Annotated in this window: 24 protein-coding genes and 1 tRNA gene; 15 read left to right on the forward strand and 10 right to left on the reverse strand. The window is 45.8% G+C overall.

What is annotated here, in order from left to right; all coding sequences use genetic code 11:
* Positions 1-4 precede the first annotated feature (4 nt).
* The 6 genes from AZI85_RS12530 (at position 5) to AZI85_RS12555 (ending at position 7,860) form a co-directional block, all read left to right on the forward strand.
* Positions 5-2,572 carry a hypothetical protein gene (locus tag AZI85_RS12530; protein ID WP_063244398.1) on the forward strand — a complete coding sequence of 856 codons (2,568 nt, stop codon included), beginning with the start codon at positions 5-7 and terminating at the stop codon, positions 2,570-2,572.
* 177 nt (positions 2,573-2,749) lie between these two features.
* The gene (locus AZI85_RS12535) at positions 2,750-5,311 is read left to right on the forward strand and encodes a hypothetical protein (protein ID WP_063244399.1); all 2,562 of its coding nucleotides are present in this window, start codon (positions 2,750-2,752) and stop codon (positions 5,309-5,311) included.
* Between the two features lie 92 nt (positions 5,312-5,403).
* Positions 5,404-6,105, forward strand: a complete 702-nt coding sequence (locus AZI85_RS12540) for a pirin family protein (RefSeq protein WP_063244400.1) — start codon at positions 5,404-5,406, stop codon at positions 6,103-6,105.
* Positions 6,106-6,117: 12 nt separating this feature from the next.
* Complete coding sequence (locus AZI85_RS12545; protein WP_063244401.1) at positions 6,118-6,534, forward strand: hypothetical protein; 417 nt, start codon at positions 6,118-6,120, stop codon at positions 6,532-6,534.
* The gene (locus AZI85_RS12550; protein WP_063244402.1) at positions 6,527-6,907 is read left to right on the forward strand and encodes an OsmC family protein; all 381 of its coding nucleotides are present in this window, start codon (positions 6,527-6,529) and stop codon (positions 6,905-6,907) included. Before AZI85_RS12545 ends, AZI85_RS12550 begins: the two co-directional genes overlap by 8 nt.
* 101 nt (positions 6,908-7,008) lie before the next feature.
* The gene (locus tag AZI85_RS12555) at positions 7,009-7,860 is read left to right on the forward strand and encodes an SDR family oxidoreductase (RefSeq protein WP_063244403.1); all 852 of its coding nucleotides are present in this window, start codon (positions 7,009-7,011) and stop codon (positions 7,858-7,860) included.
* Here the strand turns inward: AZI85_RS12555 and AZI85_RS12560 are convergent.
* The 6 genes from AZI85_RS12560 to AZI85_RS12585 form a co-directional block, all read right to left on the reverse strand.
* Positions 7,857-8,543 carry a Fic family protein gene (locus AZI85_RS12560; protein WP_063244404.1) on the reverse strand — a complete coding sequence of 229 codons (687 nt, stop codon included), beginning with the start codon at positions 8,541-8,543 and terminating at the stop codon, positions 7,857-7,859. The genes AZI85_RS12555 and AZI85_RS12560 overlap by 4 nt on opposite strands.
* A complete protein-coding gene (locus tag AZI85_RS12565; RefSeq protein WP_063244405.1) occupies positions 8,543-9,133 on the reverse strand; it encodes a hypothetical protein in 591 nt (196 codons plus the stop codon). Before AZI85_RS12565 ends, AZI85_RS12560 begins: the two co-directional genes overlap by 1 nt.
* Positions 9,134-9,234: 101 nt before the next feature.
* The gene (locus AZI85_RS12570) at positions 9,235-9,876 is read right to left on the reverse strand and encodes a hypothetical protein (RefSeq protein WP_063244406.1); all 642 of its coding nucleotides are present in this window, start codon (positions 9,874-9,876) and stop codon (positions 9,235-9,237) included.
* 123 nt (positions 9,877-9,999) lie between these two features.
* Positions 10,000-12,831 carry a hypothetical protein gene (locus AZI85_RS12575; protein WP_063244407.1) on the reverse strand — a complete coding sequence of 944 codons (2,832 nt, stop codon included), beginning with the start codon at positions 12,829-12,831 and terminating at the stop codon, positions 10,000-10,002.
* A 116-nt stretch (positions 12,832-12,947) separates the two neighbouring features.
* Positions 12,948-13,030, reverse strand: a tRNA-Leu gene (locus tag AZI85_RS12580).
* A 453-nt stretch (positions 13,031-13,483) separates the two neighbouring features.
* Positions 13,484-13,981 carry a hypothetical protein gene (locus AZI85_RS12585; RefSeq protein ID WP_063244408.1) on the reverse strand — a complete coding sequence of 166 codons (498 nt, stop codon included), beginning with the start codon at positions 13,979-13,981 and terminating at the stop codon, positions 13,484-13,486.
* Between the two features lie 274 nt (positions 13,982-14,255).
* Here AZI85_RS12585 and AZI85_RS12590 point away from each other — a divergent pair, with 274 nt between their 5' ends.
* Both AZI85_RS12590 and AZI85_RS12595 read left to right on the forward strand, forming a co-directional pair.
* A complete protein-coding gene (locus AZI85_RS12590; RefSeq protein WP_063244409.1) occupies positions 14,256-14,684 on the forward strand; it encodes a hypothetical protein in 429 nt (142 codons plus the stop codon).
* A gap of 76 nt (positions 14,685-14,760) precedes the next feature.
* Positions 14,761-15,891, forward strand: a complete 1,131-nt coding sequence (locus AZI85_RS12595) for a carboxylate-amine ligase (protein ID WP_063244410.1) — start codon at positions 14,761-14,763, stop codon at positions 15,889-15,891.
* A gap of 37 nt (positions 15,892-15,928) precedes the next feature.
* Here the strand turns inward: AZI85_RS12595 and AZI85_RS17665 are convergent, their stop codons facing one another.
* The 3 genes from AZI85_RS17665 to AZI85_RS12615 form a co-directional block, all read right to left on the reverse strand.
* Positions 15,929-16,423, reverse strand: a complete 495-nt coding sequence (locus AZI85_RS17665) for a hypothetical protein (RefSeq protein WP_155724033.1) — start codon at positions 16,421-16,423, stop codon at positions 15,929-15,931.
* Positions 16,424-16,587: 164 nt separating this feature from the next.
* Positions 16,588-17,166, reverse strand: a complete 579-nt coding sequence (locus tag AZI85_RS12610; protein WP_063244413.1) for a type 1 glutamine amidotransferase domain-containing protein — start codon at positions 17,164-17,166, stop codon at positions 16,588-16,590.
* A gap of 15 nt (positions 17,167-17,181) precedes the next feature.
* A complete protein-coding gene (locus AZI85_RS12615; protein WP_063244414.1) occupies positions 17,182-17,940 on the reverse strand; it encodes a BON domain-containing protein in 759 nt (252 codons plus the stop codon).
* Between the two features lie 205 nt (positions 17,941-18,145).
* Between AZI85_RS12615 and AZI85_RS12620 the strand changes: the two genes are divergently transcribed.
* From AZI85_RS12620 to AZI85_RS12650, 7 genes are all read left to right on the forward strand, one after another.
* On the forward strand, positions 18,146-18,736 hold the full coding sequence (locus tag AZI85_RS12620; RefSeq protein ID WP_063244415.1) for a BON domain-containing protein: 591 nt from the start codon (positions 18,146-18,148) through the stop codon (positions 18,734-18,736).
* A gap of 26 nt (positions 18,737-18,762) precedes the next feature.
* Positions 18,763-19,341: a hypothetical protein gene (locus tag AZI85_RS12625; protein ID WP_063244416.1), complete on the forward strand. Its 579-nt coding sequence runs from the start codon at positions 18,763-18,765 to the stop codon at positions 19,339-19,341.
* Between the two features lie 71 nt (positions 19,342-19,412).
* Positions 19,413-20,471 (forward strand): DUF748 domain-containing protein, encoded by a 1,059-nt coding sequence (locus tag AZI85_RS12630; protein ID WP_063244417.1) that lies wholly within the window; start codon positions 19,413-19,415, stop codon positions 20,469-20,471.
* Positions 20,472-20,474: 3 nt separating this feature from the next.
* Complete coding sequence (locus AZI85_RS12635) at positions 20,475-21,044, forward strand: hypothetical protein (RefSeq protein ID WP_063244418.1); 570 nt, start codon at positions 20,475-20,477, stop codon at positions 21,042-21,044.
* 240 nt (positions 21,045-21,284) lie between these two features.
* On the forward strand, positions 21,285-21,539 hold the full coding sequence (locus tag AZI85_RS12640; RefSeq protein WP_063244419.1) for a hypothetical protein: 255 nt from the start codon (positions 21,285-21,287) through the stop codon (positions 21,537-21,539).
* 68 nt (positions 21,540-21,607) lie between these two features.
* The gene (locus tag AZI85_RS12645) at positions 21,608-22,153 is read left to right on the forward strand and encodes a hypothetical protein (RefSeq protein ID WP_063206726.1); all 546 of its coding nucleotides are present in this window, start codon (positions 21,608-21,610) and stop codon (positions 22,151-22,153) included.
* A gap of 38 nt (positions 22,154-22,191) precedes the next feature.
* Positions 22,192-22,782, forward strand: coding sequence for an outer membrane beta-barrel protein (locus AZI85_RS12650; protein ID WP_081111011.1), 591 nt, complete (start codon positions 22,192-22,194; stop codon positions 22,780-22,782).
* Between the two features lie 138 nt (positions 22,783-22,920).
* Here the strand turns inward: AZI85_RS12650 and AZI85_RS12655 are convergent, their stop codons facing one another.
* On the reverse strand, positions 22,921-23,769 hold the full coding sequence (locus AZI85_RS12655; protein ID WP_063244421.1) for an EamA family transporter: 849 nt from the start codon (positions 23,767-23,769) through the stop codon (positions 22,921-22,923).
* Positions 23,770-23,822: the final 53 nt, after the last annotated feature.

Consider the following 23,822-nt stretch of genomic DNA (forward strand, 5'->3'; position numbering starts at 1 on the left):
AAGTGTGCAAACTGTGGATCGTCTTTTCAATAATGTGCAAGTATTTCGCAGGGTTTTCCTGCTTTGCCTGTTCTTTATTTTACAGGCGTGTACGGAACGCGATCTGCAAGTGCAAATGCTAGCTTCACAAACACTCGACGTGGGTTTATCCACTCCGTCAAACCCCACTAATAAAGTAACAGGCATCCCGGTCTCATTGGCTTTACCTAAGATGGCCGATGCGGCATCCTTGAAAGCCGAAATGTTTGAAATCGAAAATGCGACTCGCGATGGCGATATCGCTTGTGATAGCGACACCAATGTTTGTTTCTTCACGGTGACTGCGGCTTCGGATAACGGTGTTGTGGCTTCCAATATCCGTATTAAGTTAAAAGCCGGAAGCTTGAATTGGCGTGGAAGCAAAAGAACTTTTTCGATTGAAGAACAAAATCTGAATATCTCGATTCAAATAGTACCTCCGACAATCACATCCTTCGTTTTGAAAAACGGCGACGCTTACTCGAATTCTTTAAGTATTCCCTATGCGGTAACGGGAGACCGTATTGCCGAAGTTTATGTGACGGAAGATGCAACCTGCGTTTCGGGCGGTGCCTGGGGCCCAGCAACGGGCAGCGTAGCTGCTCTAAGTGGTGAAGGTATAAAGACGTTTTATTTAAAAGCCAAGGATGCCGCGGGCAATGTCACGTCGTGCACTCTCTCAGATTCCATCGAAGTGGATCTTACTCCGCCTATGATCACTGTTCTCAGCTCTCCTTCTTCCCCTGGCACAATGACCGCGACATTTTCATGGAGTTTAGAGTATTCTGGTTTTTCGAGTATTTCGTTATCTGCGTCAGATATCGTTCTTTCTGGTGCAACAGTAGGATGCAGTGTGGCCGTCAATGGTACTGGCGCAAATCGAAATATTGTCGTTACAAACTGTTCTGGTGATGGAGCAGTTTCCGTGACTGTGAAAGAGAACACAGCGCAAGACGAGGCCGGAAACGCCGCTGGCTCGGTTGTGTTGTCGCCGGTGACGGTTGATAATACGGCCCCTGCTATCGCAATTACTTCACCGGCAGAAAACTTTCAATTTCCTACTCGTACTCAGTGGGCCGCTGTTTCCGGTACCTGTAGTGAAAATGGGAGAACAATAGCATTTAATTGGGCCACCGAAAATATCGTGACTTGTAGTAGTGGTGTTTGGAGTGCTCTGATTGATTTCAGTAGCGCGATTTCTGTGAATTCGGTTTCTTTGACGGCAACTCTTACGGATGCGGTGGGGCATTCTAGTTCCGTCAACAGAACATTTCTTTTGCCTGCCGTTGAGATCTTTTCGAATCTTTATTCCTTCGCCGCCGTGAAGGGTGGGAAAGTTATTACTTGGGGGGAATCTAGTTGGGGAGGCAATAGTGCGGCCGTTTCTGGTGATGTTTCAACGAATGTTGTTAAAGTGGCCTCGACTTCAATCGCCTTTGCGGCGGTAAAAGCCAACGGGTCCGTTGTGACTTGGGGAGATAGCGCAGCTGGAGGATCAAGCTCTGCCGTTGTCAGCCAACTGAGCTATGGAGTTAAAGATGTCTACGGAACTGGGTCCGCCTTTGCGGCGGTGAAAGTAGATGGTTCCGTTATCACCTGGGGGAATTCCGCTTTGGGAGGCGATTCGTCTTCTGTAGGTGCGGCTTTGGTCAACGTAAAGAGTATCGTAAGTAATACCGGTGCCTTCGCCGCCATGAAAGCTGATGGAGCTGTCGTAACCTGGGGTTCGGCATCCATCGGCGGAAATAGTTCTGCTGTGGCTTCTCGTTTGTCTTCGGGTGTGACAAGTGTGAAGGCGAACGACGGCGCTTTTGCCGCCCTAAAGTCTGATGGCTCCGTCGTCGCTTGGGGTAACTTGACGAATGGAAGTACACTTCCTTCTGAACTTGTTGCATCGACGAACGTTGTGAAGCTCTTTAATAATAATTTTGCGTTCGTCGCTTTAAAAACAGACAGCTCGATTGTTGCTTGGGGTGGAGGATCGGGAGGTACCAATGGAGGAATCACACCGGCAGAACTCACGGCTCCTGGAGCCGGTGTTTTGGATGTCGTCTCCAGCTTCTCAGCATTCACCGCAAAGATGGATAATGGGAGTGTTGTTTCCTGGGGAAATGCAGATGCCGGTGGTGTAGCTCCGACAGAAGCAACGACAGCGGGAAATATTGTCTCCGTTTTTGCATCTCAATATGCTTTTGCTGCGCTTACACACGATGGTCGAGTGATCGCGTGGGGTGGAACGGGTTGTGGAGCTGCTAATTGCGGTGGCGCCGCACCTACATCTGTGACGGCAGCGGGTTCAAATGTTGTAAAAATATTTGCGAACAGAAATGCATTTGCCGCAATCAAATCAGATGGATCCGTGGTGACCTGGGGTCATCCCTCTTACGGCGGCGATTCAACCAGTGTAGCTACATCTTTAAGTTCCAATGTCGTCAAAATTTATTCCACAAGCAAAGCTTTTGCTGCTGTAAAAACGGATGGATCTGTCGTGACGTGGGGAGATGCTGGATATGGCGGCGACAGTTCTGCCGTCTCGGCAGAACTTGCACCTTAAGAAATGCATGACTCGACTTTTGTGTTTTGGGCGAGAATTTTTTCTCTAGAAAAAATATCGCAATGACGTTCCACTCTGAAATCTTCGTTCCTTATAGAGACACTTCCTAACACAATCCTGACAAAACCATGGCACAGTGAATCTTTAAATTCCGCAATGTTCGCCGAAGAGATAAAGATGAAGTCACTAGTGCGTATTCGGGAACTTCTTTTGCTTACGTCTTTCTTCGCGTCCGGCTGTACGCTAGAGCTTGCATTACATAAGTCTGTTTCTTTGCCGCCTACGGTGACGGCTCACAAAATCAATGAAGTTGTTTTGGATGAAATTTTGTTGGAACTCGAAGGGCAGTGTCCCGAAGACGTTTTGCAGGTACGTCTTCTTGTAGAAGGTGAAACTTTAAATGCCAACTGCGATCCTTCGACATTAACATTTACTGTGAATTACAAAGTCCCAAACCCAAACAACGATCGAATGATCTTGTTTGAAGCCTCTTCAGTTTATCCGGATGGAAAGACCGTTCCAACCACTTACGAAGTGAACTACAAGCGTCCTTCCGTTCCTTCGCCTATCATCACATCAAATAGCGGTCGTGATTTTGTAACAAATGATACGACTCCGTTTTTACAAGGTACATGTTTGTCCGAAAAGACCAACGGAATGGAAGTTAAAATCGGCGGCGGTGCTTGGAACAATGCTTTGATTTCTTGTACATCAGGCGCTTGGTCTTTGACTCTTCCGGTGCTCACAGGAAACCCCGAAACCGATCACCTGATTCAAGTGCGTTCACTCAATTCACTAAGCCAGGATCCTTATTCTGAACCAGACACGATCACGATTCGAGTCGACACTGTTCCTCCAAATCCGCCAATCTTGCCAGCCGCCGCAGATGCTGGTGTTCGCCCCGTATGGACGTGGGTGAGCGGGGGCGGCGGTGGGAACGGAACCTATCGCTATAAGATCGGTGATTCAGATCTTTCTTCCGGTGCCACGGTAACGACATCTTTAAGTTTTGCCTCTGTTAGTGATGTCGCATTCGGAACTCATACCTTGTATGTGCAAGAGCGAGACGATGCCGGTAATTGGTCCGCATCGGGCAGCCAGGTTTTAACAGTGAAGTGTGGACCGGGAAACTACTTAAGTTCCGGTTCGTGCGTGCAGTGTGCCCCAGGGACTTATCAGCCATCAAATAGTATTTCAAATTCTTGTGTGACCGCGGGGACTGGGACCTATGTCGACGGCACGGGCTCTAGCACGGTGACGGCCTGTACGAATAAACCCGCGCATGCGGCAAGTGTTAGCTATGGCGCAAGTTCAGGTTTAACAAGCAACGCTTGTCCAATCGCGAGCATCGACACCTGTGAAACGAACTACACACAAAATGGTCTTACCTGTCGCGCCCTGTGCGCCACAGATAAATACTGGGATGGAAGCGCATGTACAGATGTGGGTTCAGGATTTTATTCGCCTGCGAATAACGACACTCGCTATGCATGTACCAATGTTCCCGCGCACGCTACGGCGGTGGTGTATTCTGGTTCGGGAAGTGGTGCTAACAACTGTCCAGTAAGTTCGGTTCTAACTTGTGACATCGGCTATGATCCAAGTGGAGATCATTGCACCGACAACACACCTGATGCCTTGGTCTTCGCCGCACAGTCTAGTGTAGAACTTTCGACCGTGATCACTTCAAATACTTTAACCCTTGGTGGCTTTGATGGCCCGTTGATTGCGAATTGCACGGGCTGCTCTGCCATCGCTCGAAATGGAGTCTGGGGTGGTACATCGGTAGGTGGCTTTCTGCCCGGAGATACGATCACGATCCGTCGCACGTCATCTTCGTCCTTCTCTACGGCGGTCACGGCCCAGGTCACCTTAGGAAACATCACTTCCAATATTTGGTCAGTGACAACGCGTGCAGCACTTTCTTGTACAAGCACACCATGGGGAACGCTAGCCCACGGAGCTACAGTCCAAGGTTATTCACAGTCCGCACCGACATCGTCATGTTCCGCGATTGCAGAGACGCGCACATGTTCAGATGGGGTCCTGTCAGGAAGCTTTAATGAAGTTACATGTAATGATGGCTGTACGGTAACTCCTTGGGGGAATGTCGCTCACGGATATTCAAACACTTCCTACGCAGCTGGCTTGCCTGCGGGAACATGCGTTTCTGAAGTGCGCACATGCAATAGCGGTGTGATGAGTGGATCTTATTCGGCATTAACATGTACGCCGGGATGTACGGGCACGCCGTGGGGAAATGTGTCGCATGGATTCTTAGGCACCGCTTATTCGGCGACTTCCGCTGTTGCGCCAACAACTTGTGCTTCGTTGTCGCAGGCGCGGGGTTGTACAAATGGAAGTATGCCGGGATCTTACACGATCACTTCGTGCCAAAATTATCCGGCCGTTTCTTTAAGCATAGGTTATAATACGGTCAGCTTTGGATCCTTGGGCGATCAAAGAACCACGGCAACCATTACGCCCGCCGGTGGCGTGGGAAGCGGTGGATATAGTTATGAATGGGTCCTAGGTACAGTTAGCAATAACAACGGCGGGATGGGTTCTACAGGTATCGTCACCGGTGGCGGGACTAGCAATAGTCTGTCGTTAGAAGGTCGCTGCGGAGGTTCAGAGATGAGTTTCCAAGTGCGCGTGCGGGATAATACGTCGGGTATTTGGTCAGGCTGGAGCAACGGCTCTTTACAGGCGGGCCGCTGGGAAGGTAACTGTGATTAAACTATATAACGTAAATATATATAGTTTATAAAAAATAAGAAATATCATTTATATTCGCTTGGCGGTAGTTTCTTCTTCATAGGGAGAAACATATGATTCAAGTTAGAAGATCAAACGAACGCGGACAAGCTCACCACGGTTGGCTCAACTCAAACCACACTTTTTCTTTTGCCGAGTATTACGACGAAAAAAACATGGGCTTTAGTGTTCTGCGTGTGATCAACGAAGATCGCATCGAAGGTGGGACAGGTTTTGATACTCACGGGCATCGTGATATGGAAATCATTTCTTATGTGATCGAAGGCGCTTTAGAGCACAAAGATTCCATGGGAAACAGCACCATCATTAAACCCGGCGAAGTGCAACGCATGAGCGCAGGTACAGGAGTTCGTCACTCAGAATACAATCATCTTCACGACCAGACGACGCACTTTTTGCAAATCTGGATTCAGCCTCAAGAAAAAAGTCTGGCACCCGGCTATGAACAAAAGACTTTCTTTGGAAGTGATTTATCCTGCAGTGATCTTGTTTTAGTGGCTTCTAAAAATGGTCGCAACGGGTCCATCACGATCAACCAAGACGTGGATATGTACGCGGCCAAAGCTCAAGACGCGGGAGAAAAACTTCTGAAAACTTATCAACACCGCCATCTGTGGGTGCAAGTGATCAAAGGCGATGTGCAAGTGGAAGGGGAAACTTTGCAAGCGGGCGACGGCGCGGGAATTACCGGAGTTGAACGCTTGAAATTTCAATGGAGCGAAGGCGCAGAGTTTATTCTTTTCGACCTTCCTTAAAAGGAGAACGCCATGAAATGGCAAATGCAAGAAATCAACAAAGAGCTTAAAAATCTTCATCGTCTTTTCTTAGATAGAGAGCGTTTGGAGGCTGAAAAGCTTTTGCAAAGAAAACTTTCGTCTTTCGATTTTCTTTTTCTGTTAACGCAGGATCAGGAGTTTGCATGGATGCGCCCGTTTTCAACTCTGATTGCGGATATAGATGCCTTCTTGGACGAAGAAGAGGTGCAGAGCTTGGATTTGCGTGACGTGCGAGACCAAATCGTCTTTGTTCTGCAACAAGATGGATCACCCATTAATGCCCGTATCCAGAACTATCTAGGTTATGACGGCGAGTTCATTTTGGCTTATTCAAAACTCAACAGTCTTTTAGCGGCACTTTCTGCTAAGGCGGACACAGAATTAAGAATGGAGACAGCAAATGGTTAAAGCACAAAGAAAATCAGACACCATGGTGGCTGAACTCAAAGTAAGGAATCATGACTTCGTAGCGGGACTTGTAGAAAAGCTAGGAGGGCGCGATGAAGGCCCTAATCCTCATGAGTACGTGGAAGCCGCTTTGGCGGCTTGCACGGTTTTAACGGCGCAAATGTATGCGGCTCGTAAAGGGATACCTTTAGAGTCCACAGATGTTGTTGTCAAAATTATCTCTGAGGGCGAGGAAACTCAAATCAGCCGTCAGATCTCTTATCGCGGGGACTTAACACAAGAACAGCGCGATCGCCTTTCTGATATCTTAGAAAGATGTCCCATCCATAACTTGTTAGAAAGTAAGATTACAATCAGCACGACAGTCTCTTAAAAAGAGGCTGTCAAATTAAAGTGAAGAACGTGTGGTAGAGTCCAGTGAAGATGGACAGTGAATGCGCTCCATGGTACCAAAGAACTAGCGGGGAGTTTTGCTTGAAACAAGTTTTGGTAACAGGAGCTTCTACGGGGATCGGTTTTGATTTAACGAAAAACCTTTGTGAAAAAGGTTATCGTGTCTGGGCGGGCGTCAGACGTCCTGAAGTTTTACAATCCTTGCAATCTCGTTTTCCGGATAAACTCTCGGTCTTAAAACTTGATGTTACCAGTGATGAAGACATCCAAAACGCTTTTGAAAAAATCCGTCGCACTATCAATACTCAAGATGAATTGATTTTAGTAAACAATGCGGGTATCGCTGTGGGCGGACCGATAGAGGCGCTACCGCTCAAAGAGTGGCAGGATCTTTTTGATGTGAATGTTTTTGCGCCGATTCGTCTGACACAGGTTTTTCTTCCTCTCTTGCGAGAGACCAAAGGACGCATCATCAACGTCGGATCCATCAGCGGTCAAATTTCCACACCTTTCTTGTCGCCTTACTGTTCATCAAAATTTGCACTTCGTTCGTTTAACGATTCCTTAAGACGAGAGCTTTTACCCTTAGGTGTGAAAGTCGTTCTTTTTGAACCGGGTCCCGTGCGCACAGAGATTTGGTCCAAGTCCATTTCGCACAGTGAAGACCAGCAAAAAGGTATGAGTGATGAAATGCGCAAAGTTTATGGACCTCAGTTAGAGGCTTTAAAGCAAGGCGTTTTAGAGACGGTTAAAACGGCGATTCCTGTCGAGGACGTTACAAAGGCGATGCTTCACGCTATCGAAAGCAAAAAACCTGAGCGCTATTACCTTTTAGGGAAAAACGTAAAGATTTTTGCCTTAATGAGTCGTTTTCTACCAGCCGCTTTGATTGATAGAATGATGATGCAAGGTTTTAGAATGAAGCGCGCTTAAGCGTCGTTCAATACCAGTCGATAAGAACGTTGAACATTCGTTATTAGTTTGATGACGGCATTTCCCGGTGTTGCCGAAACTCGATCATTAGACAGTGTCGCTATTAAGCCATCGATCTTCGTATCAAAGCTCATTGGTAAATAGCCGTGCAATCCTAAAAGCCAATCGCTTAGAACTACAGAAGTGCGACCGTTTCCATCTTCAAAGGGATGAAGACTTACCAGCCAGTATTGGCAAAGAGCCGTGGCAATCAGCGGATGTAACTGATCTTTGTTCTGTAGGATGTGATTTTCAAAGTACTGAAGACTCGACGTAAGTTCTTCGGGCGGACAAGCTTCAAAAGGTCCCAAATAAACTGGTTTTGTGCGTATCTCTGACTTCACTTGATTCGTTAACAGAGCATTGAGATTTAAGATGTCTTGCCAAGTCGGAGCCTGATTTGTCTGAATTTTTTCGGCGATATAAGAGTTGGCTTGCTGCCAGGTTTCAACACGGCCGTGACGAAGATTTCCAGAATATTTAAGTCGGTAAGGGGCCATGCGAATAAGCCCCTCTTGAAGACGTTCCGTCGAAAGAGATTCCAGTTCGACTTGAAGGCCTTTCAGATTAAATATCTCTGCCTGAATCTGTGAGGATTCAGCCTCGGAAAATTCACGAGAAAGGCGCTCCAGCCAAAGACTCATTATTTTGTGATTTCAATCATCTTAGTATTGTATGCGTAAGGCGACCATTGCGAACCACCTTGCCATACTTCTTCAACTTCAATACCGATATTGGCTGAAAATTGCAGATTCATTGTCGCAAGTTTTCCCGGCGCCAATGTCAGTTCATAATTTTCAGGAGAGCAATAAGTCAAAGTCGAGTTGCATCCGTAAAGAGAGTAACGATTTTCGTCGCGGCTTTTGTGAGTGCGATCCAAAAGCACTTCACCGTCATCGCCAGCTAATACAATTTTCGTCGTGTACTTAACACCGTCGTATTCTTCTGTTTTTTCATCACTTTCAAAATAGAAAACGCCGGTCATTTCACCACGCAACTGATTTTGAGAGTCTGGAGTCAACGGAGATTGTTCGATCGAAAGATAAAGATGTCCAATCACGACTTTGCCATCGCTATCTGTGTAACGTGCCTTGTTCGCAGATTTTAAAACAAAGTTTTTCGCGAATTCTTTTTCGACGATTGTCGATTTTGCTAAAGCTGTTTGAGGAAAAGAAACCGTACTTGCCATACCCGCAGTCAGCGTAAGAACACTGGCCAATAACTCTTTTTTCATGTGAGCTCCTAAATTTGATTCGAATTGCGAGTCGTTTTATACCGCAAAAAAGGGGGTTTCCCTAGAGGAATAAAATTCAGGACTGTTGACAGATTAGACAGTCAGTTCATGCGGCTGCGTTCAATGCCTTGCAATCGCTCGGTAGTATTGGTGGATTTGATAATTTTAGAGTATCCGACACCCCAGCGCGAATAAACCTTAGCGACATCCATAACGGGGACATCCAGAAGTTTTATATCTAGTCGGGGAACAACATAGAGATTGCCGCTAAAGGCCGTCGGTACACCAGGGACGAATATGACCGCGCGCTCTTCGTCGATGTATTCAACAACGAACACCAGTGCGTTCATTTCGTCAGCGCGGGTCAGAAGGGCTGGCTCAAACAGTTTGTTGGTTTTAGAAGGAATCAGTCTTTCAGAAAACTCTTTCATCGCATGATACATTTTAAAACGTCCAAGAGTCTTTTCTTCAAGCCAATGTCCCACTTTTTGCCCCGTATCCGTCTGGGCAAATAATCCTAACAGCATAGATAATAAGACAAATATCATTATCGTTGCGAGCTTCAATGCGTGAGGGGTTTCAAGAAATTGAGCAGGGAAGAGGGTTTGTGCAATCGGCGTCGCCAAACGTTCTAAAATAATAAGTATCTTTTCAAATAGGAAAATAAGCAGAAGGACCGGAAGAAGGACTCCCGCTGCCGCCATGAAACTGGATTTTAAAAACTCTTTAAAGCGACTTAGCATTTCCGCCCCCACGTCATCACATCAACGGAAGAGGGGAAGATAAAGAATGAAGGTCTGGCGTGTGGTAAAAAACAAAAGGCCAGGAATTCCTGGCCTTTAAGACGAATTTATTTGAATCGAGAGTTATTTAACAAGTGGATTTACTTCATTAACTAAAGCCGCATCCCACGAAGGTGTTAAAGAGTAGTTTTTAATACGCGTTCCAGACACGTTATAAGAAGAACTGACACCTTTACCTGCTGTTCCTGCAACCGCCGCTGAAAGGACTGCTTGGAACGTGAACGGACTTGCCGTCAATGACTTACCGAAGTCCGCATAAGCGGTCGTGAACGCTCGACGATCGCCACGCTCTAAAGCGGCCTTCATATCACGAAGGTTCACGATAGCTTCACCTGTGGCATCCAATGTCGCTTCTTGAGCTTGGCGGATACAAGTGTCGATATTGTTGTTATAAATCGTGCCGCACATGCCGATAGGATCGGTCGAAGAAGAGTTGTTTCTGCGATCAAAACCATTTCCACGCACGTAACCATTCAGGAACACTTGCGCATCTCTTTCAAGTTTTCTTGAAGCCATGCGGTCTGTCGCCAAAGCCATCAAGAAATCGGTCGCGGACTTATCAAAAGTCAGTTGGAAGGAAAGAGCGCCGTAACCTAAGTTGCCTATTTTAGGAACTTCAACGTAAAGCTCTTTATGCATTCCCGTTAAAGCGACAAGTTGGTTCACCACTCGTTGAAGCTCAGAACCTTTTGTATGCGTATCTGTATAAGATACGATGAACTGACCCATGTAACCAGAGTCTTGAAGTTCATTGGTATTTACATCACGAACATTGTAGCGACCGGCAGAGAACGCCACTGTGGAGTTCTCAATCCAGTTGAACATACGGCTGTCACGCGCTTTCAAATAAACTGAGTAGTTCGCGTCACCCAAAGTATTGTCAGGGAAGTATTGAGTTAATTGAGTCTGATTGATGCGACCTTTACCCCAGCTAGCCGTGATATAAGGAACACCCATGCTGATTGTGCGCATATGACCACGAGCAATGTTATCCTGCTTCGTCACTGCCATCACAACTTTTTCACCCGTTGAATTCACAAGCTTTTGCGCATCAAGAGCAATACCTTTGAAAACGAAGTTTTCCAAAGCTTTGGCACCTTGAGAATCCGCAGTGTTGAATACCCATGAAAATTGAGAGTCTGTGGATTTAAATTGGCTTGCAGAATAAGCCACCGTCAATGTCGTACCAATAGAAGCACCGAAGTTATTCATTTTAAGTGCAGTGCGGTTCACATAGTAGATATTGTCGTTTACTTTTTGGATATCTGTTTTCCACTGACCAATAGCGATGTAATTTACACCGACGTTCAAGGCCACGTACGCCGCGCCGGCAGAGAACATAACTCCACCCATTTGCGCAAAGCTGATAGAGTCGCCGACTTTCAATTTTTTAAGATCATTCAAAGAAGAAGGAACTGAAGGAACTTTTACGTTTTCTGCTTCATAACCCGTTTTAACAATCGTGCGGAATGTCTTTTCAGTTCCCGCGATAGGAGCCATGCCCAATGTCAAAGCGGTTCCCGGTTTCCAAGCAGAATACTGAGCAACCACGGCGCCACCGATAGCTCCAGTGACAGCCACTTTCTTTTCAACCAAGAAGCCTTTGTTCGAAGAAGAAGGCTCGATAAATTTACGGCTTGTTCCCTGAGAAACAGTGGGAACCACGAACTGAGAGTCTAAGCTCGTAATTTTCGTTGGTGTTTGAATATCTAATGAAAGAATAGGAGAGAAGCTGAATTTCCAAGTGTTCTTTTTATTGCGAACAACTTCTTGTGTCGTTTCAGTGCGTTCTTCTTCATGAGTTTCAGAACGCTCTTCTTGGCGAACACCTGCGCGCTCTTCTTCGCGAGTTTCAGTGCGAGTTTCTTCGCGTGTTCCCGTGCGTTCTTCTAAAACAGTTTCGGAGTGATGTTCCGTCACTGTTTCGTCAGTAAACGTGACGCGTTCTCCGGTTTCAGTCGTCGTTGTTGAAGTCGCGTTACCGTGGAAGGAGCCATTAGTAAGTACCGTAACGTTGTCGGTGTCGTCGACGATGCCATTTCCATTGGTATCGACCCAACCATAAACTGTCGTTTTGGATCTGTCTTCAACTGCGGAATAGGTCGATACTGTGATCGTGCGAGCGCGATGTAATACGCCGGACCCATCAACATAATCGGCAGGATTTGAAATTGTCGTTGTTGTATTCGCGTTGGAAACGCCCGTTGTGGTGTATCCGGAAATATCGACAGCTCCCTTGGTCCAAGGCGCTTTAATCCCAGAGTTTTTCAATGCATCACGCACATCTTGGGCACTTGTTGGCGCTCCATTGATAACCCAATAGTTTGAAACGTCGGCACCATTAAATGTTTGGGTTTCCGAAGGTGTTAACTGACCTGCATTGGCTAGGACTTGGTCAATAACGTCTGAGACCGTCCAAGATGGAAGGGTGCCACCACCCCACTGCATATCGAATTGACTGCTTTGGGACGTAACTACGCTATAGGGAGTAACAACCTCAGTGCGAACAACTGATGTCGTCGTCCAAGTTCTTGTAACCGGAACTGTGTAAGTATAAGGAACAGTCACCGTTGTTGTTGTCGTAACAGGGACTGTGTAAGTGTAAGGGACATCGACAATCGTTGTTGTCGTCACTGGAACCTTCACCGTGTTTGTGTGAAATACAACGGTTTCCGTGATTTTTGGTGAAACGCCGTTTGGATTGACGTAAACGAAACCCAAACCATTAAAGATTGGTGAGTTCTGCATGAACGCTGTCATGTCAGTGCTGAAGTTAGTTTTGTAAGTGGGCTTATACAGCTTTGCAGCTTCTTCTAAAGTGAGCGGCGGAGTTTGCTCTTGAGCGTGAACGACAGACGCAGTCACCAAAAGGGACAGGAAAACCTTTAAATTCATTTGAACCTCTTTAATTGCCAAATGGGTATAAAGGGTAGGGCAACTAAACAGGAAGATAAGATTTCTTGATCTGGTTATTCTGGAAAATTATTCAGTTGTTTTTGGGAATTTTCTAGTGGTGCGCGGAGAGGGACTTGAACCCTCACGCTTGCGCATACGCCCCTCAAACGTACGTGTCTACCAATTCCACCATCCGCGCGCGAGGCTTTATCAGACCATTGTCATTTCCCAGAGTCAATATATTGCAATACGCAATAAAATCGCCCCCTAGACCTCAAAATGCACACATTTTTAGCAAAAATCTTTAACCTGAATATGTAGCCTACCAGTCCTATGAGTAAGAGCACGGACGCTCTTAAGACGGAAACAAGAAGACGCTAGGATGGCACTACTTGATTCCGAGGCCAGGGAAGGCCGAATAAAGGAGAAGGACAATGACTGAATTACATGACGTAGCAATGTTCTGCATCTTTTACTCAGGAGTCGTGATGTACGCTCTCTGGGTCACAGTAGCCCGCCGGCCCCAAAGGGTGGAAGTGAAGAATAAAAGGGCTTCTTAATTAGATTCTAAATTTTATGTGTTTTGCGACTCTTCGAAGGTTTGGTGGTTCCCTTCGTGAGTCCGGGGGAGGGATGACCTCCCCCATTTTTTTTATTTCATACGCTCTAGCAAGCAAGTCCCTTTTGAATTTTCAATTTTCCATTGAATCTGCAACTGACCTTGAGCATTGACGCTCATGCCGACAGCGTCATCCCATTTACGACGGCAAGGATGACTTCCAGGGAATGGATAGTTATCGCATGTCGACCATTCCGAACCTTTTGTTCGCATCGCATACGCATTCTCAGTGACACGCACTTCTGAATTTTTATAATAGTCTGCGAAGTTCATGTGCTCTAATTCTGAACTTGAAGTCAGTGGCAATGCTAAGGTGTTGTGTTCTGCTGTAAATAGCAAAAGTCCATTTGCTGAATCGGTTTCGATAGTGACAGGTGTTCCTTCGAAGTACATAAGTTGCAAAACGCCGATTCGGGAGTTATCAACTTTGCAGCCTTGAGTCACTTGGTAAGTGCCTTCAAGAGAACGTGCTGGAGAAGCAAATACGTTCAGAGAAGAAAGAAAAATAAATGCCGAAAGAAGCATTTTCATAGGGGTCTCCTTTATTATCCATTCGAGGTTGTTAAAACAGGGTGGATATTACCAGAGACCGCTCCGAATCGCTAAAGTAAGTAGAAACCGCGATGGAATACCACAAAAACCGTGAATGAGGATTGCAACACTTATAGGAGTGTCTAAGGTCTTTACACTCTTTCTTTCACAGAAAAGTGTTTGCGAAGACCTGTGGATGGGCCGCCTTTTTTTCAAAACCTCTTGAGAATTCGCCGAAATCACTGGTATACGTGCCTCACACAGTGAGGACCCTATGTTTAAGAAAATTTTGATTTTGATGGTTCTTTGTTTTTCGTCCAGTGCGGCAATGGCAAACCCTAATCCGTGGATGCGCGTATGTCGTATAGCGGAAGGTTTCTTTCAAGGATTAGTTGTTGAAGGAACTAAAGATCAGTTCTTGTGGACTTGTTCTTTTGATAATTCTTTTGTCGGTGCGGACGAGCTCTTTGTTTACAAGACAGACAAGAAAATCGCTCTATCTTTAAACGCCTATTTAAGCGGTGTCAGTTCAACCGCATCTTCTTGTGAAAGCTTGAATGCCACAACGGTGCGCGCTGAATCTATCAGCGGTCAGATGATTACAATGTGTCAGTTCGCGGATGGATCTTTGTTAGATCTTTCATCTTTGAAATCTGGTTACAAGTCTCCGGCGAATTCAAAATTAGACCGAGGTCTAAATTAACGCGAGCAGAGCGTTATCGTACACTTTAAGATATATAAATTTGCCCTACAGCGAATCTTTCCCGTAGGGTGAATTTATGACGATACCAAATATTCCATTCGGAAAATCGGAGTCCCTTACTTTGGGGGTTGAAGTTGAATTGCAAATCATTCAACCGCAAACTCGGGATCTTTATCCGATTTCACCAGAAATTCTTGATGAGTGGTCGTTACCCGGTCCTCACTTAAAGCCTGAAATCTTCCAGAGCATGCTGGAGATCGACACACCTATCTGCAAAAATGTTCAAGAGGTTGAAGAGACACTTTTGCTTTCGGCACGCGAGCTTCATCGCATTTGCAAAAAAAGCGGGGCCCGCATTTCTGCCAATGGCACTCATCCTTTCGCTCGATGGCAAGATCGTATTTATTATCCTTCAGAGCGCTATGAGTACGTCATCGAACGCAATCAGCATATTGCAAGACGCTTGATGATTTATGGATTGCACGTTCATTTAGGTATGAAAGACGGCGACCGTTGTATTCAGATGATGAATGAGTTTCTTTACTATCTTCCGCACATGTTAGCGCTTTCCGCTAGTTCACCTTACTGGGCGGGCAGAGATACGGGACTCGCGTCTTCTCGTATTACGATTTTTGAGTCTCATCCTGCGGGAGGACATCCCTGCAAAGTAGAGTCTTGGGCTGACTTTGAAAGTATCATTCATAAGCTGACAAAGAGTCACAGTATCGAGAGCTTTAAAGATGTTTGGTGGGATCTTCGTCCAAGCCCTAACTATGGCACCCTTGAAATTCGTATTTGTGATGGACTGCCTGGGATCCGTCGCACCAGTCGTCTAGTCGCTTTTATTCATTTACTTGCACGTCACTTAGAAAAGAAACTTGAGAGCGGTCAGCATCGACCGACTCCGCAGGATTGGTTCATTCGAGAAAACAAATGGCGAGCGTCCCGCTTCGGCTTGGATGCGGATGTGCTCATAGATAACGAAGGTAATACGAAATCGGTGCGCCAGGATATTCTGGATTTAATCGCAGAAATGAAAGAAGACAGTGCGACCTTGCGCTACGACCAGTATTTGCAAGACTTAGTTGAAAAGGACATGGCCTCACCCAGTTACCAGGAGCAGAGATTGGTGTTTGAGCAAAGCCAAAATCTTGAAACCGTGGTCGATTCTCTTTGCGATTATTTCGAAAATGATTTGAAAGTATAAAAAAAGCTCACGGGTTTTATCCCGTGAGCTTCGCTCCTTAGAAGGTGCTTGTGCCACCTGGTGTTGAGGATGGTGTGGTTGTTGAAGGAGTTGTGGGAGTTGTTTGGTTTTGCAAATCCCGTTGGTTTTCTTCCATAGTTCTTTGCATTTCTAGCTGAGATTGTTCAAGTTCGCTTTGTCCCGGCTGCATAGTGTTTTGAGAAGTCTGAGGTGTATTCGTTGTTGTAGGGGCGCCTTGAGGTCCCATCGGTGCGCCACTGACGGATGAAGTTGAAGTACCTAATGTTGATCCTGTATCGGTCGTACTAGTTGTGGCTGAACCTGTAGTTGTACCTGAAGGTGTGGTTGTAGACGTTGTTGTTCCTGAAGGAGAACTTGTCACAGAACCAGTTGCTCCGGTTGTTCCAGAAGTGCTGCCACTTGTGGTGGAGCCCGAGGACGTTCCTGTAGAACTAGGTGACGTCGTCATTTGTGCCATACCCGTGCTAGCTGCAAAGAGGCTAGTTAAGGCGACAACAAGTAGAGTTTTCATAAAAACCTCCTTGATATTCTTGCAGACTTCATTGTCTCGCTATTTGTATTTTGTTGAAACCCCCGACAAGAAATCTTGAACAGAAGCTCTGCTAAGGAAGGGGAAAATAAAAAAGCTTCCTACATTTTAAGAAGGAAGCTTTTTACATATTTGACAGGTGACAATTAAATAGAGGCGTCTATTCCCGGTCTTTGAACATGACGACCTTCTGCAAATTCTTCGATCATCTTGCGATTGAAAGCGGGAATATCCTCGGGTTTACGGCTGGTCACTAAGCCGTTGTCAGTAATCACCTCTTTGTCTTCCCAGGTTGCGCCCGCATTTTTCAGATCTGTTTTTACCGAAGGGTAAGAGGTCATACGACGTCCCTTCACCATACCTGTTTCAATGAGCAGCTGTGGACCATGGCAGATGGCGGCGATAGGTTTGCCAGACTCGGCAAACTTTTTAGTGAATTCGACGGCCTTGCTTTCCTTGCGAAGCTTGTCGGGATTCATCACGCCACCGGGCAACAGAAGGCCGTCATAGTCATCGGGACTTGCTTTTTCCACTGTTAAATCCACCTTGATGGATTTTCCCCAATTCGTTTTTGCCCAACCTTTGATTTCGCCTTCTTTTAAAGAAATCAGGGTGGTTTTCGCTCCAGCGTCGTCCAAGGCTTTTTTGGGTTCAAAAAGTTCTGACTCTTCAAATCCGTCCGTCGCTAAAATCGCAATATTTTTTCCTTTTAATGAGGGTGCCATCGAAGCCTCCTTTAGTTAGTGTCTTGGTGTTGAAGATGTTCTTCCTTTTTTGGAAGTAGTTTTTTCAACGGTGGTAGAAGCGGGCAGAGTGGTGCTGCTCTCTTCACCTTCTTTTTTTACACGTATATTATTAATAATGTCTTTCACACCTAAGCAGTGCTCGGCACAGTCTTCGGCAAGATGTTTCATTTTTCTTTCCGGCACGGTGCCGGTAAGTGTGACGATGCCGTTGTCCACTTCAAGATCAATATCTTGAGCGTCGATTTGTCCGTGTCGAGTCAGCATCTCGCACACTTCTTCTTTGATGCGATCGTCAGAGCGTGTGAAGCCTCGCGGGCCCTTTCCATAATGCTGGCCTTGGCCTTCTTGTTGATTTGTGAAATAGCTTGATGACGAGGAAGAACCAATGAATCCAGAAGAGGGCGCATAGGCCGGAGAGTTGACGTTCTGTTCTCCGGAGTTTTGCCGGTAAGCTCTGTCAAGTTCTTCACGGTACTCCGAAGAGCCCTGATAGCGCGGTTGTGGGTAAGCTCTTCCGGTATAGTCATAGGAGGAATCATAGTTTCTTTTTTGATAGTATTCTGTCGGACGGGAATAGTCTGAACGATCATCGCGACGAAGGCGGCGGCGTTCTTCAGAGAATGGAACTTCGTTTCTATAGCCGGATCTTTCATCCATAGGATCACGCTCGTACCAATCTTCGCGCTCATCGATTTTGCGTGGACGATTTTCTTGGTTGCGGCCATACATAGAGCCACGGGACTGCTGTGCCATAGTAGTATCCTCCTGGGAATTGCTATTGAAAGCATCAGCATGAAATAGAATTCACTCTAAAACACATTACATTTTTGAATGATCTAGTGACATTCGTCACATCCAGGCACGCACTCACTGCTATCAAACACGATGAGGGAAAATGGATCTTGGCCTATCATAAATACGGTCCCAAAAATCGAGGATGAAACAACTGGAGGTTATTATGAAAAAAAGTATTATTGCAATGCTGGCGGTAGGACTAAGTTCTTCCCTTGCTTTGGCGACTTCCGTTAAAGAAAACATGACAGATACAGAAGCAGCCACAAAATCTTTAGGCAGCGCTTTAGAAAAAGAAATGGAAGGTATGAATACGACTTCTGTAAATCAAGCTGCAGAAGAAAGCAGTTATGATCGTACTATTTCAACTTCAGAAGCAAGTCGTGATCCCTCTGAAGTCTCTTCTTCAAGCTCTACAGCAACAACACGTTCTCCAAGCAATAACGGATCTTCGTCAAGTTCTGCCGGAGCCGCGATGGGTGGTGCGGCCGTGGGCGCTGCGGGCGTGACGGCTATGGACCAAGCAAGTACTGGTCAATCGGATACAGATTTGACTCGTCGTGTGCGTCAGTCCTTAGTGAACGATCCAGGTCTTTCTGTTCGAGCTAAAAACATCACCGTGATTTCTGAAGGCGGTAACATCACATTAAAAGGTGCGGTTGCTACCAATCAGGAAAAAGCTCGCGTGGAAGAGTTGGCTGAAGGCGTACAAGGCGCCAGAAATGTTGATAATCAGACAGAAGTTTCGAACTACTAGATTGTAGCAACTACTAGGAGGTGGTTATGCCAAAACAAGGAAGAAAAGTGGTCTTCGGTATTTTTCAAAATCGTTCCGGCCTTGAAAGCTGCGTCAGCACTTTGAAGCTGGAAGGCTTCCGCCCCGAGGATGTCTCTGTGTTGATGCCAGATAAAGGCGACACAGCCACATTCGCTCATGAAAAAGGAACCAAAGCACCAGAAGGTGCAGCTATTGGTAGCGGTACTGGTGCTGTCGTAGGCGGTACTTTAGGTTGGCTTGCGGGTATCGGTGCTATTGCAACCATTCCTGCATTCGGTCCTCTTGTCGCCGCAGGTCCTATCATGGCAGCATTAGCCGGATTAGGTGTCGGTGGTGCCGTCGGTGGAGTCGCCGGAGCCTTAGTCGGTATCGGTATTCCAGAATACGAAGCCAAACGTTATGAGAAATTTGTAAAAGAGGGCGGTATCCTTCTTTCTGTTCACGTGGATGATTCAGACTGGGAAGATAAAGCCGAGCGCATTCTTGAATCGTGCGGAGCCAAAGATGTCTCTAGCTCTAGCGAAGTCAGTCAAAAATCGGCTGAAGAACGCGCCAACAATATGAACCGCTCGTCACAGATTTAGTCGGTTCTTTTAAAAGGCCTCCTCAAAATGAGGGGGTCTTTTTTCATTTTAGAACGTCATCGGAGTCCACAGTGAAAAAACGCACGCTCATTATTATCATCTGCTTATTGATTGTGTTCCGTATCGCACTTCCATATATGATCCTTTATCCTCTGAATGTGTTTATGGGCGATTTTTCAAAAGTCTTTTTGATTCGCGCCGATGATTTAAGTCTGAGCTTTCTGCGTGGCGCCTATAGGCTGGAGGCCATAGAGGCAAAAATCAAGGACCCGCCACAAAGTTTTCTGAAAATCGAATATATGGATGTGTCCTTGGCGTGGAGAGACTTGCTTCAGGGGAATCTGCGCACCGACATTGTCGTTGAAGGTATGAAGTTTGATTTAAATAATCAACTTATGGATGCGGTAAAAAAGAATGCGGAAGAGTCAGCCAAAGACACTCAGGAGTTGGGTAAAAAAGTTTTACCGATTCGTATTTCGCGCGTGGATATTAAAAATTCCGAAGTCGCTGTCGCCGACATGAAAGGTCTGCCAGAAGAACTTAAGATTAAAGTCACGCAAATCGATGGACGTATCAGTAATGCCACCGCGACAGAAAAAGATCCCATCACCTTAGCTAAGATCAAAGCTGTTCTGCAAGATTCGGCAACGATGTATGCGGTGGGCGAAGTCAACCAGTGGAAAACCCCGGCGGAATGGCTTTTATCCTTTGAAGCCAAAGAGTTTGATATCACTTCACTGAATCCATTTTTAACTCATAAGCTTCCGTTGAATTTTACGGCGGGAAAAGTGGACGTGTACGCAGAGGTCAAAGGAGAGAACAATGGGCTGAAAGGTTACGTAAAGCCTTTCGTCAAAAACATGCAGGCCGTGGGAAATAAAAAGGACTTTCAAGGTATCAAACATTTCGGAATTGAAATTTCCGGCGAACTTGCCAATTTGATCTTTAGCAGAAAGTCCGACAAAACTGTCGCTACCATGGTGAACTTTTCTTACGAAAAAGGGACACTCAACATAGATAAGGGTGGCATTGTTAGCAGCGCTTTAGCTCACGGCTACACCAAAGAGCTGCCAACAGGCCTCGAAAATAAATATAAAATGAATAAAAGTACAAATGAAAAAAAGGAGTAAGTTATGAACGTGAAGCTGATGTCTCTTCTTTTAATTTCAGGTTTTGTCTTTGGCTGTGCCACGGAAGAAAAAAAAGAAGAGGCGGAAAAAACGGCGGCGGCGGCGGGCCCCAGTATTGAAGCCAAACAAGTAGCGGCTGAAGAAGAAGCCTCTTACGTGACAGAGTTTGCTTTCAAAAAAGGTTCGGCTAAATTGTCAGATGGAATGAAGAAAAATATTTTACAAGTGATGAACCAAGCAAAAAAATCCGGCGAGATTAAAGAGTTTAAAGTCATCACTTGGGGCGACTCGGAATACCCTTCGACTCATACTGAAAAATTATCACAGGCCGAAGTAGAACTGGTTAAGAAAAGAAATACGGCGATTCGCAAATACATCGAAGGCGCGAGCAAAGGTGTTGATGTTGAAACTTATAGCATGGCCGAGAGACCGAATGCGCTGCAGAACATGTTGAACACATCTGACGCACGCGTAAAAAAATCTTTGGAAGTTGCCGGAGTTCCTACAACGGACACAGCAGTTAAAACTCCCTCGAAAGCTTCAAAAGCCATCGTGATGGCTATCACAGAATAGTTTTCGTTCTTGCAATTCTTAAGCGGCCCATGCGGAAATTTTCCCCGCAAGCTCTGGGGCATGATGGGCTGCTTGTCGAAAAATTCCTGTTTAATTCTTTTATATTCGATCTCAATCATTTTTTCGTTTGGTCTGATTCCTGCTCTAGTGAATGTGCAGCCCGTATGGTCGTGACTGCGATTAAACAAAAAGGAGAAAGCATGACGCCTTCTACAAGCCCTGAACAAAGAGGTACTAATAATGGATCGCAAAAACCACAACAGTTCGGTTCCCAAACCGGAAATTCCAGTCAACCCCTCAAATTCGGGGAAGGGTCCAGAAATTCGCAAGGAGGATCAAATCAACAACAAGGGAACCAATCCAGAAATCCCAACCAAACCGGTCAATCCAACCAACAGGGATCAAACTCCGGAAATCAACGAGGATCCACGGGTCCGAATCAAAACCAAAGTCAAAATATGGGCGGCTCGCGCTCAGACAAACGTTAGACATTAATTTGTAGTTTCACCAGATAGGGCCCCGTGGTGGGGCCTTCTCTGATTATCAAGGAAAGGAAGTTCAGAATGAGAACTATCAACAAAGTAGCAGTAGGTTTAGCATTTCTCTCTTTGGTTTCAATGAAGGCAGTAGCGGCTGTTGACTCTGAAACAGAAACAGCTTCTAAAAACCTGGGCGCATCTATGGTTACAGAAATTTCTTTTGATGAAGGTCAATCGGCATTGAATGACTCGGCAAAAGAAGAAATCCGCGGCTTGATTAAATCCGCAAAAGAAAGCGGCAAGATCGATGAGTTGAAAGTGGCAGCTTGGGCTGACCGCGAATATCCTGCCAAAGACACAAAAGCTTCTAAGTCAGATATTGATCTTGCGAAGAAACGTGGCGAAAACATCAAATCTTTCGTGAAAAAAGAGCTTTCAGTGAATGACGTCAATACTTACAATATGACTGAAAGACCGAATGCACTTCAAAAATTCTTCAAAACACCAACTGAAAAAACAAAAACAGCTCTAGAACAAAGCGGTTCAGCTCCTAAAACACAGGACGAAACGGGCTTCTTCGGTCAAAAAGCGAAAGCCTCTAAAGCTGTGATTATGGTTTACATGGAATAGTGATTTAATAATTAATGACACCCGTGAAGGAGGCTCACATGAGAAATCTGAGTGTACTAATGCTGGTTTTAGGTTTCCTTGTATCCGCACAATCTTACGCTGGCTTTTACATTGAACCCGGTATCACTTATGAAAAAGGTGACAACGAGTTAGAGTGGCCGGCACCACTTGGAGATTCCACCGGAAATACGAAGGGGTTGGGTGTGAATCTCAAATTGGGTTATCATTATGACTCAGTCTTCTTCATGGGCCTAGATGGATCTTACTCACAACCTAAGTTCGAGCACTCGGCAACTGATTATGATGCGGATGCCAAGTCGTCTCTGTACGGGGTGATCTTAGGAGGCCAAATGCCACACATCGGTTTGCGCATCTGGGGTGGATACATCTTCGGCGGAGAACTGGATCCCGATGAAAGCGGTGGTGTGGACGTGAAGTTCACAGGAGCGAAGGGGCCCAAAGTCGGTCTAGGATTTAAGATCTTCATGGTCAGCTTGAACGTTGAGTACATGGATCTTGAATACGATGACTCTAAGGTTGAACAAGCCGGTCCAATCTCAGGAGAGATCGACAATAAATTGAAAAATAAATTAGGTTTAGTCAGTATTTCATTGCCACTGACTTTATAAAACCTGTTTTCTGCGAGTTTAAAGAGCCCTTATACAGGAAGTGTAAGGGCTCTTTTTTTTTTTGGAGGTGCCTGCTTCTTTTTTGCACTTCAGCGCAGCATTCGCTGCAGCGTAGTGCAAAAAAGAAGCAGGCACTTCTTAAAGACTTAGAAGGAAGGCGCCAAGTCCGATGGCGCAGGCGCTGAGGATTTGTTTTCTCGTCAGTGATTCTTTCAGGAAGTAAGAAAAGATCACCGCGAAAAAGATAGAAGTGTTGCGCAGAGAAATTGCAAAGCCCGGTGCGGAAATTTTTAAGCCGTAAAGGAAAATCAAGAACGAAGCCGTGGCGCCAGCTCCGGTGGCGACCACAGTCCAGCCTTTTGTTTTAACAGTGTCGCGAATTCTTGCGAACGGACTTTTTCGGATACTCCAAAATAAAAACGGCAAGGACACAACCATCGCGATAAAAAACAATGTGCGCGGTTCAGCGCCTCTTTCTAAAGCTTGATGATAGGTCAAATGGTAGCCGGCGATAAAGACGGCACTTAGGTAAGACCAAATATCTTCCGTCTTAAATAGCGCATGATCTTCTTTCGTACGTCCCGCCATATTCATAGTGAAAATGCCGGCAAGAATTGTAAATGCGCCCAGGTATTGTAAAAAGGCCGCGCGCTCTTGTAAAAAGACTGTCGAGATCATCCATACGACGATCATCGCTCCACCGCGCATGATGCTATAAGATTTTCCTAAGCTGGTTGTGCGCAAGGCTTTCGCCAAAGTTAAAAAATAAAGCCCTTCAAAAATTCCCGAAAGAAATCCCAAGGCCACGACCGTATTATTCGGAAACTCCAACTGCCCAAATACGAGCACAGTCATAAAAGTGAATAAACCCGATAATAAAATCGTGAGAAAAAGAAAGCTTTCCTTATCTTGCGAGGATTTAGCCAAGGCATTCCATCCCGCATGTAAAAAAGCCGAACCAATAAGCAATAAAGGACCCGTAGCCATATAAAAACCACCATACCTGCTTTTCCCGAAAGGTGCCTGCTTCTTTTTTTGCA

This window comes from Bdellovibrio bacteriovorus (genome assembly GCF_001592755.1).
Classification (GTDB): domain Bacteria; phylum Bdellovibrionota; class Bdellovibrionia; order Bdellovibrionales; family Bdellovibrionaceae; genus Bdellovibrio; species Bdellovibrio bacteriovorus_E.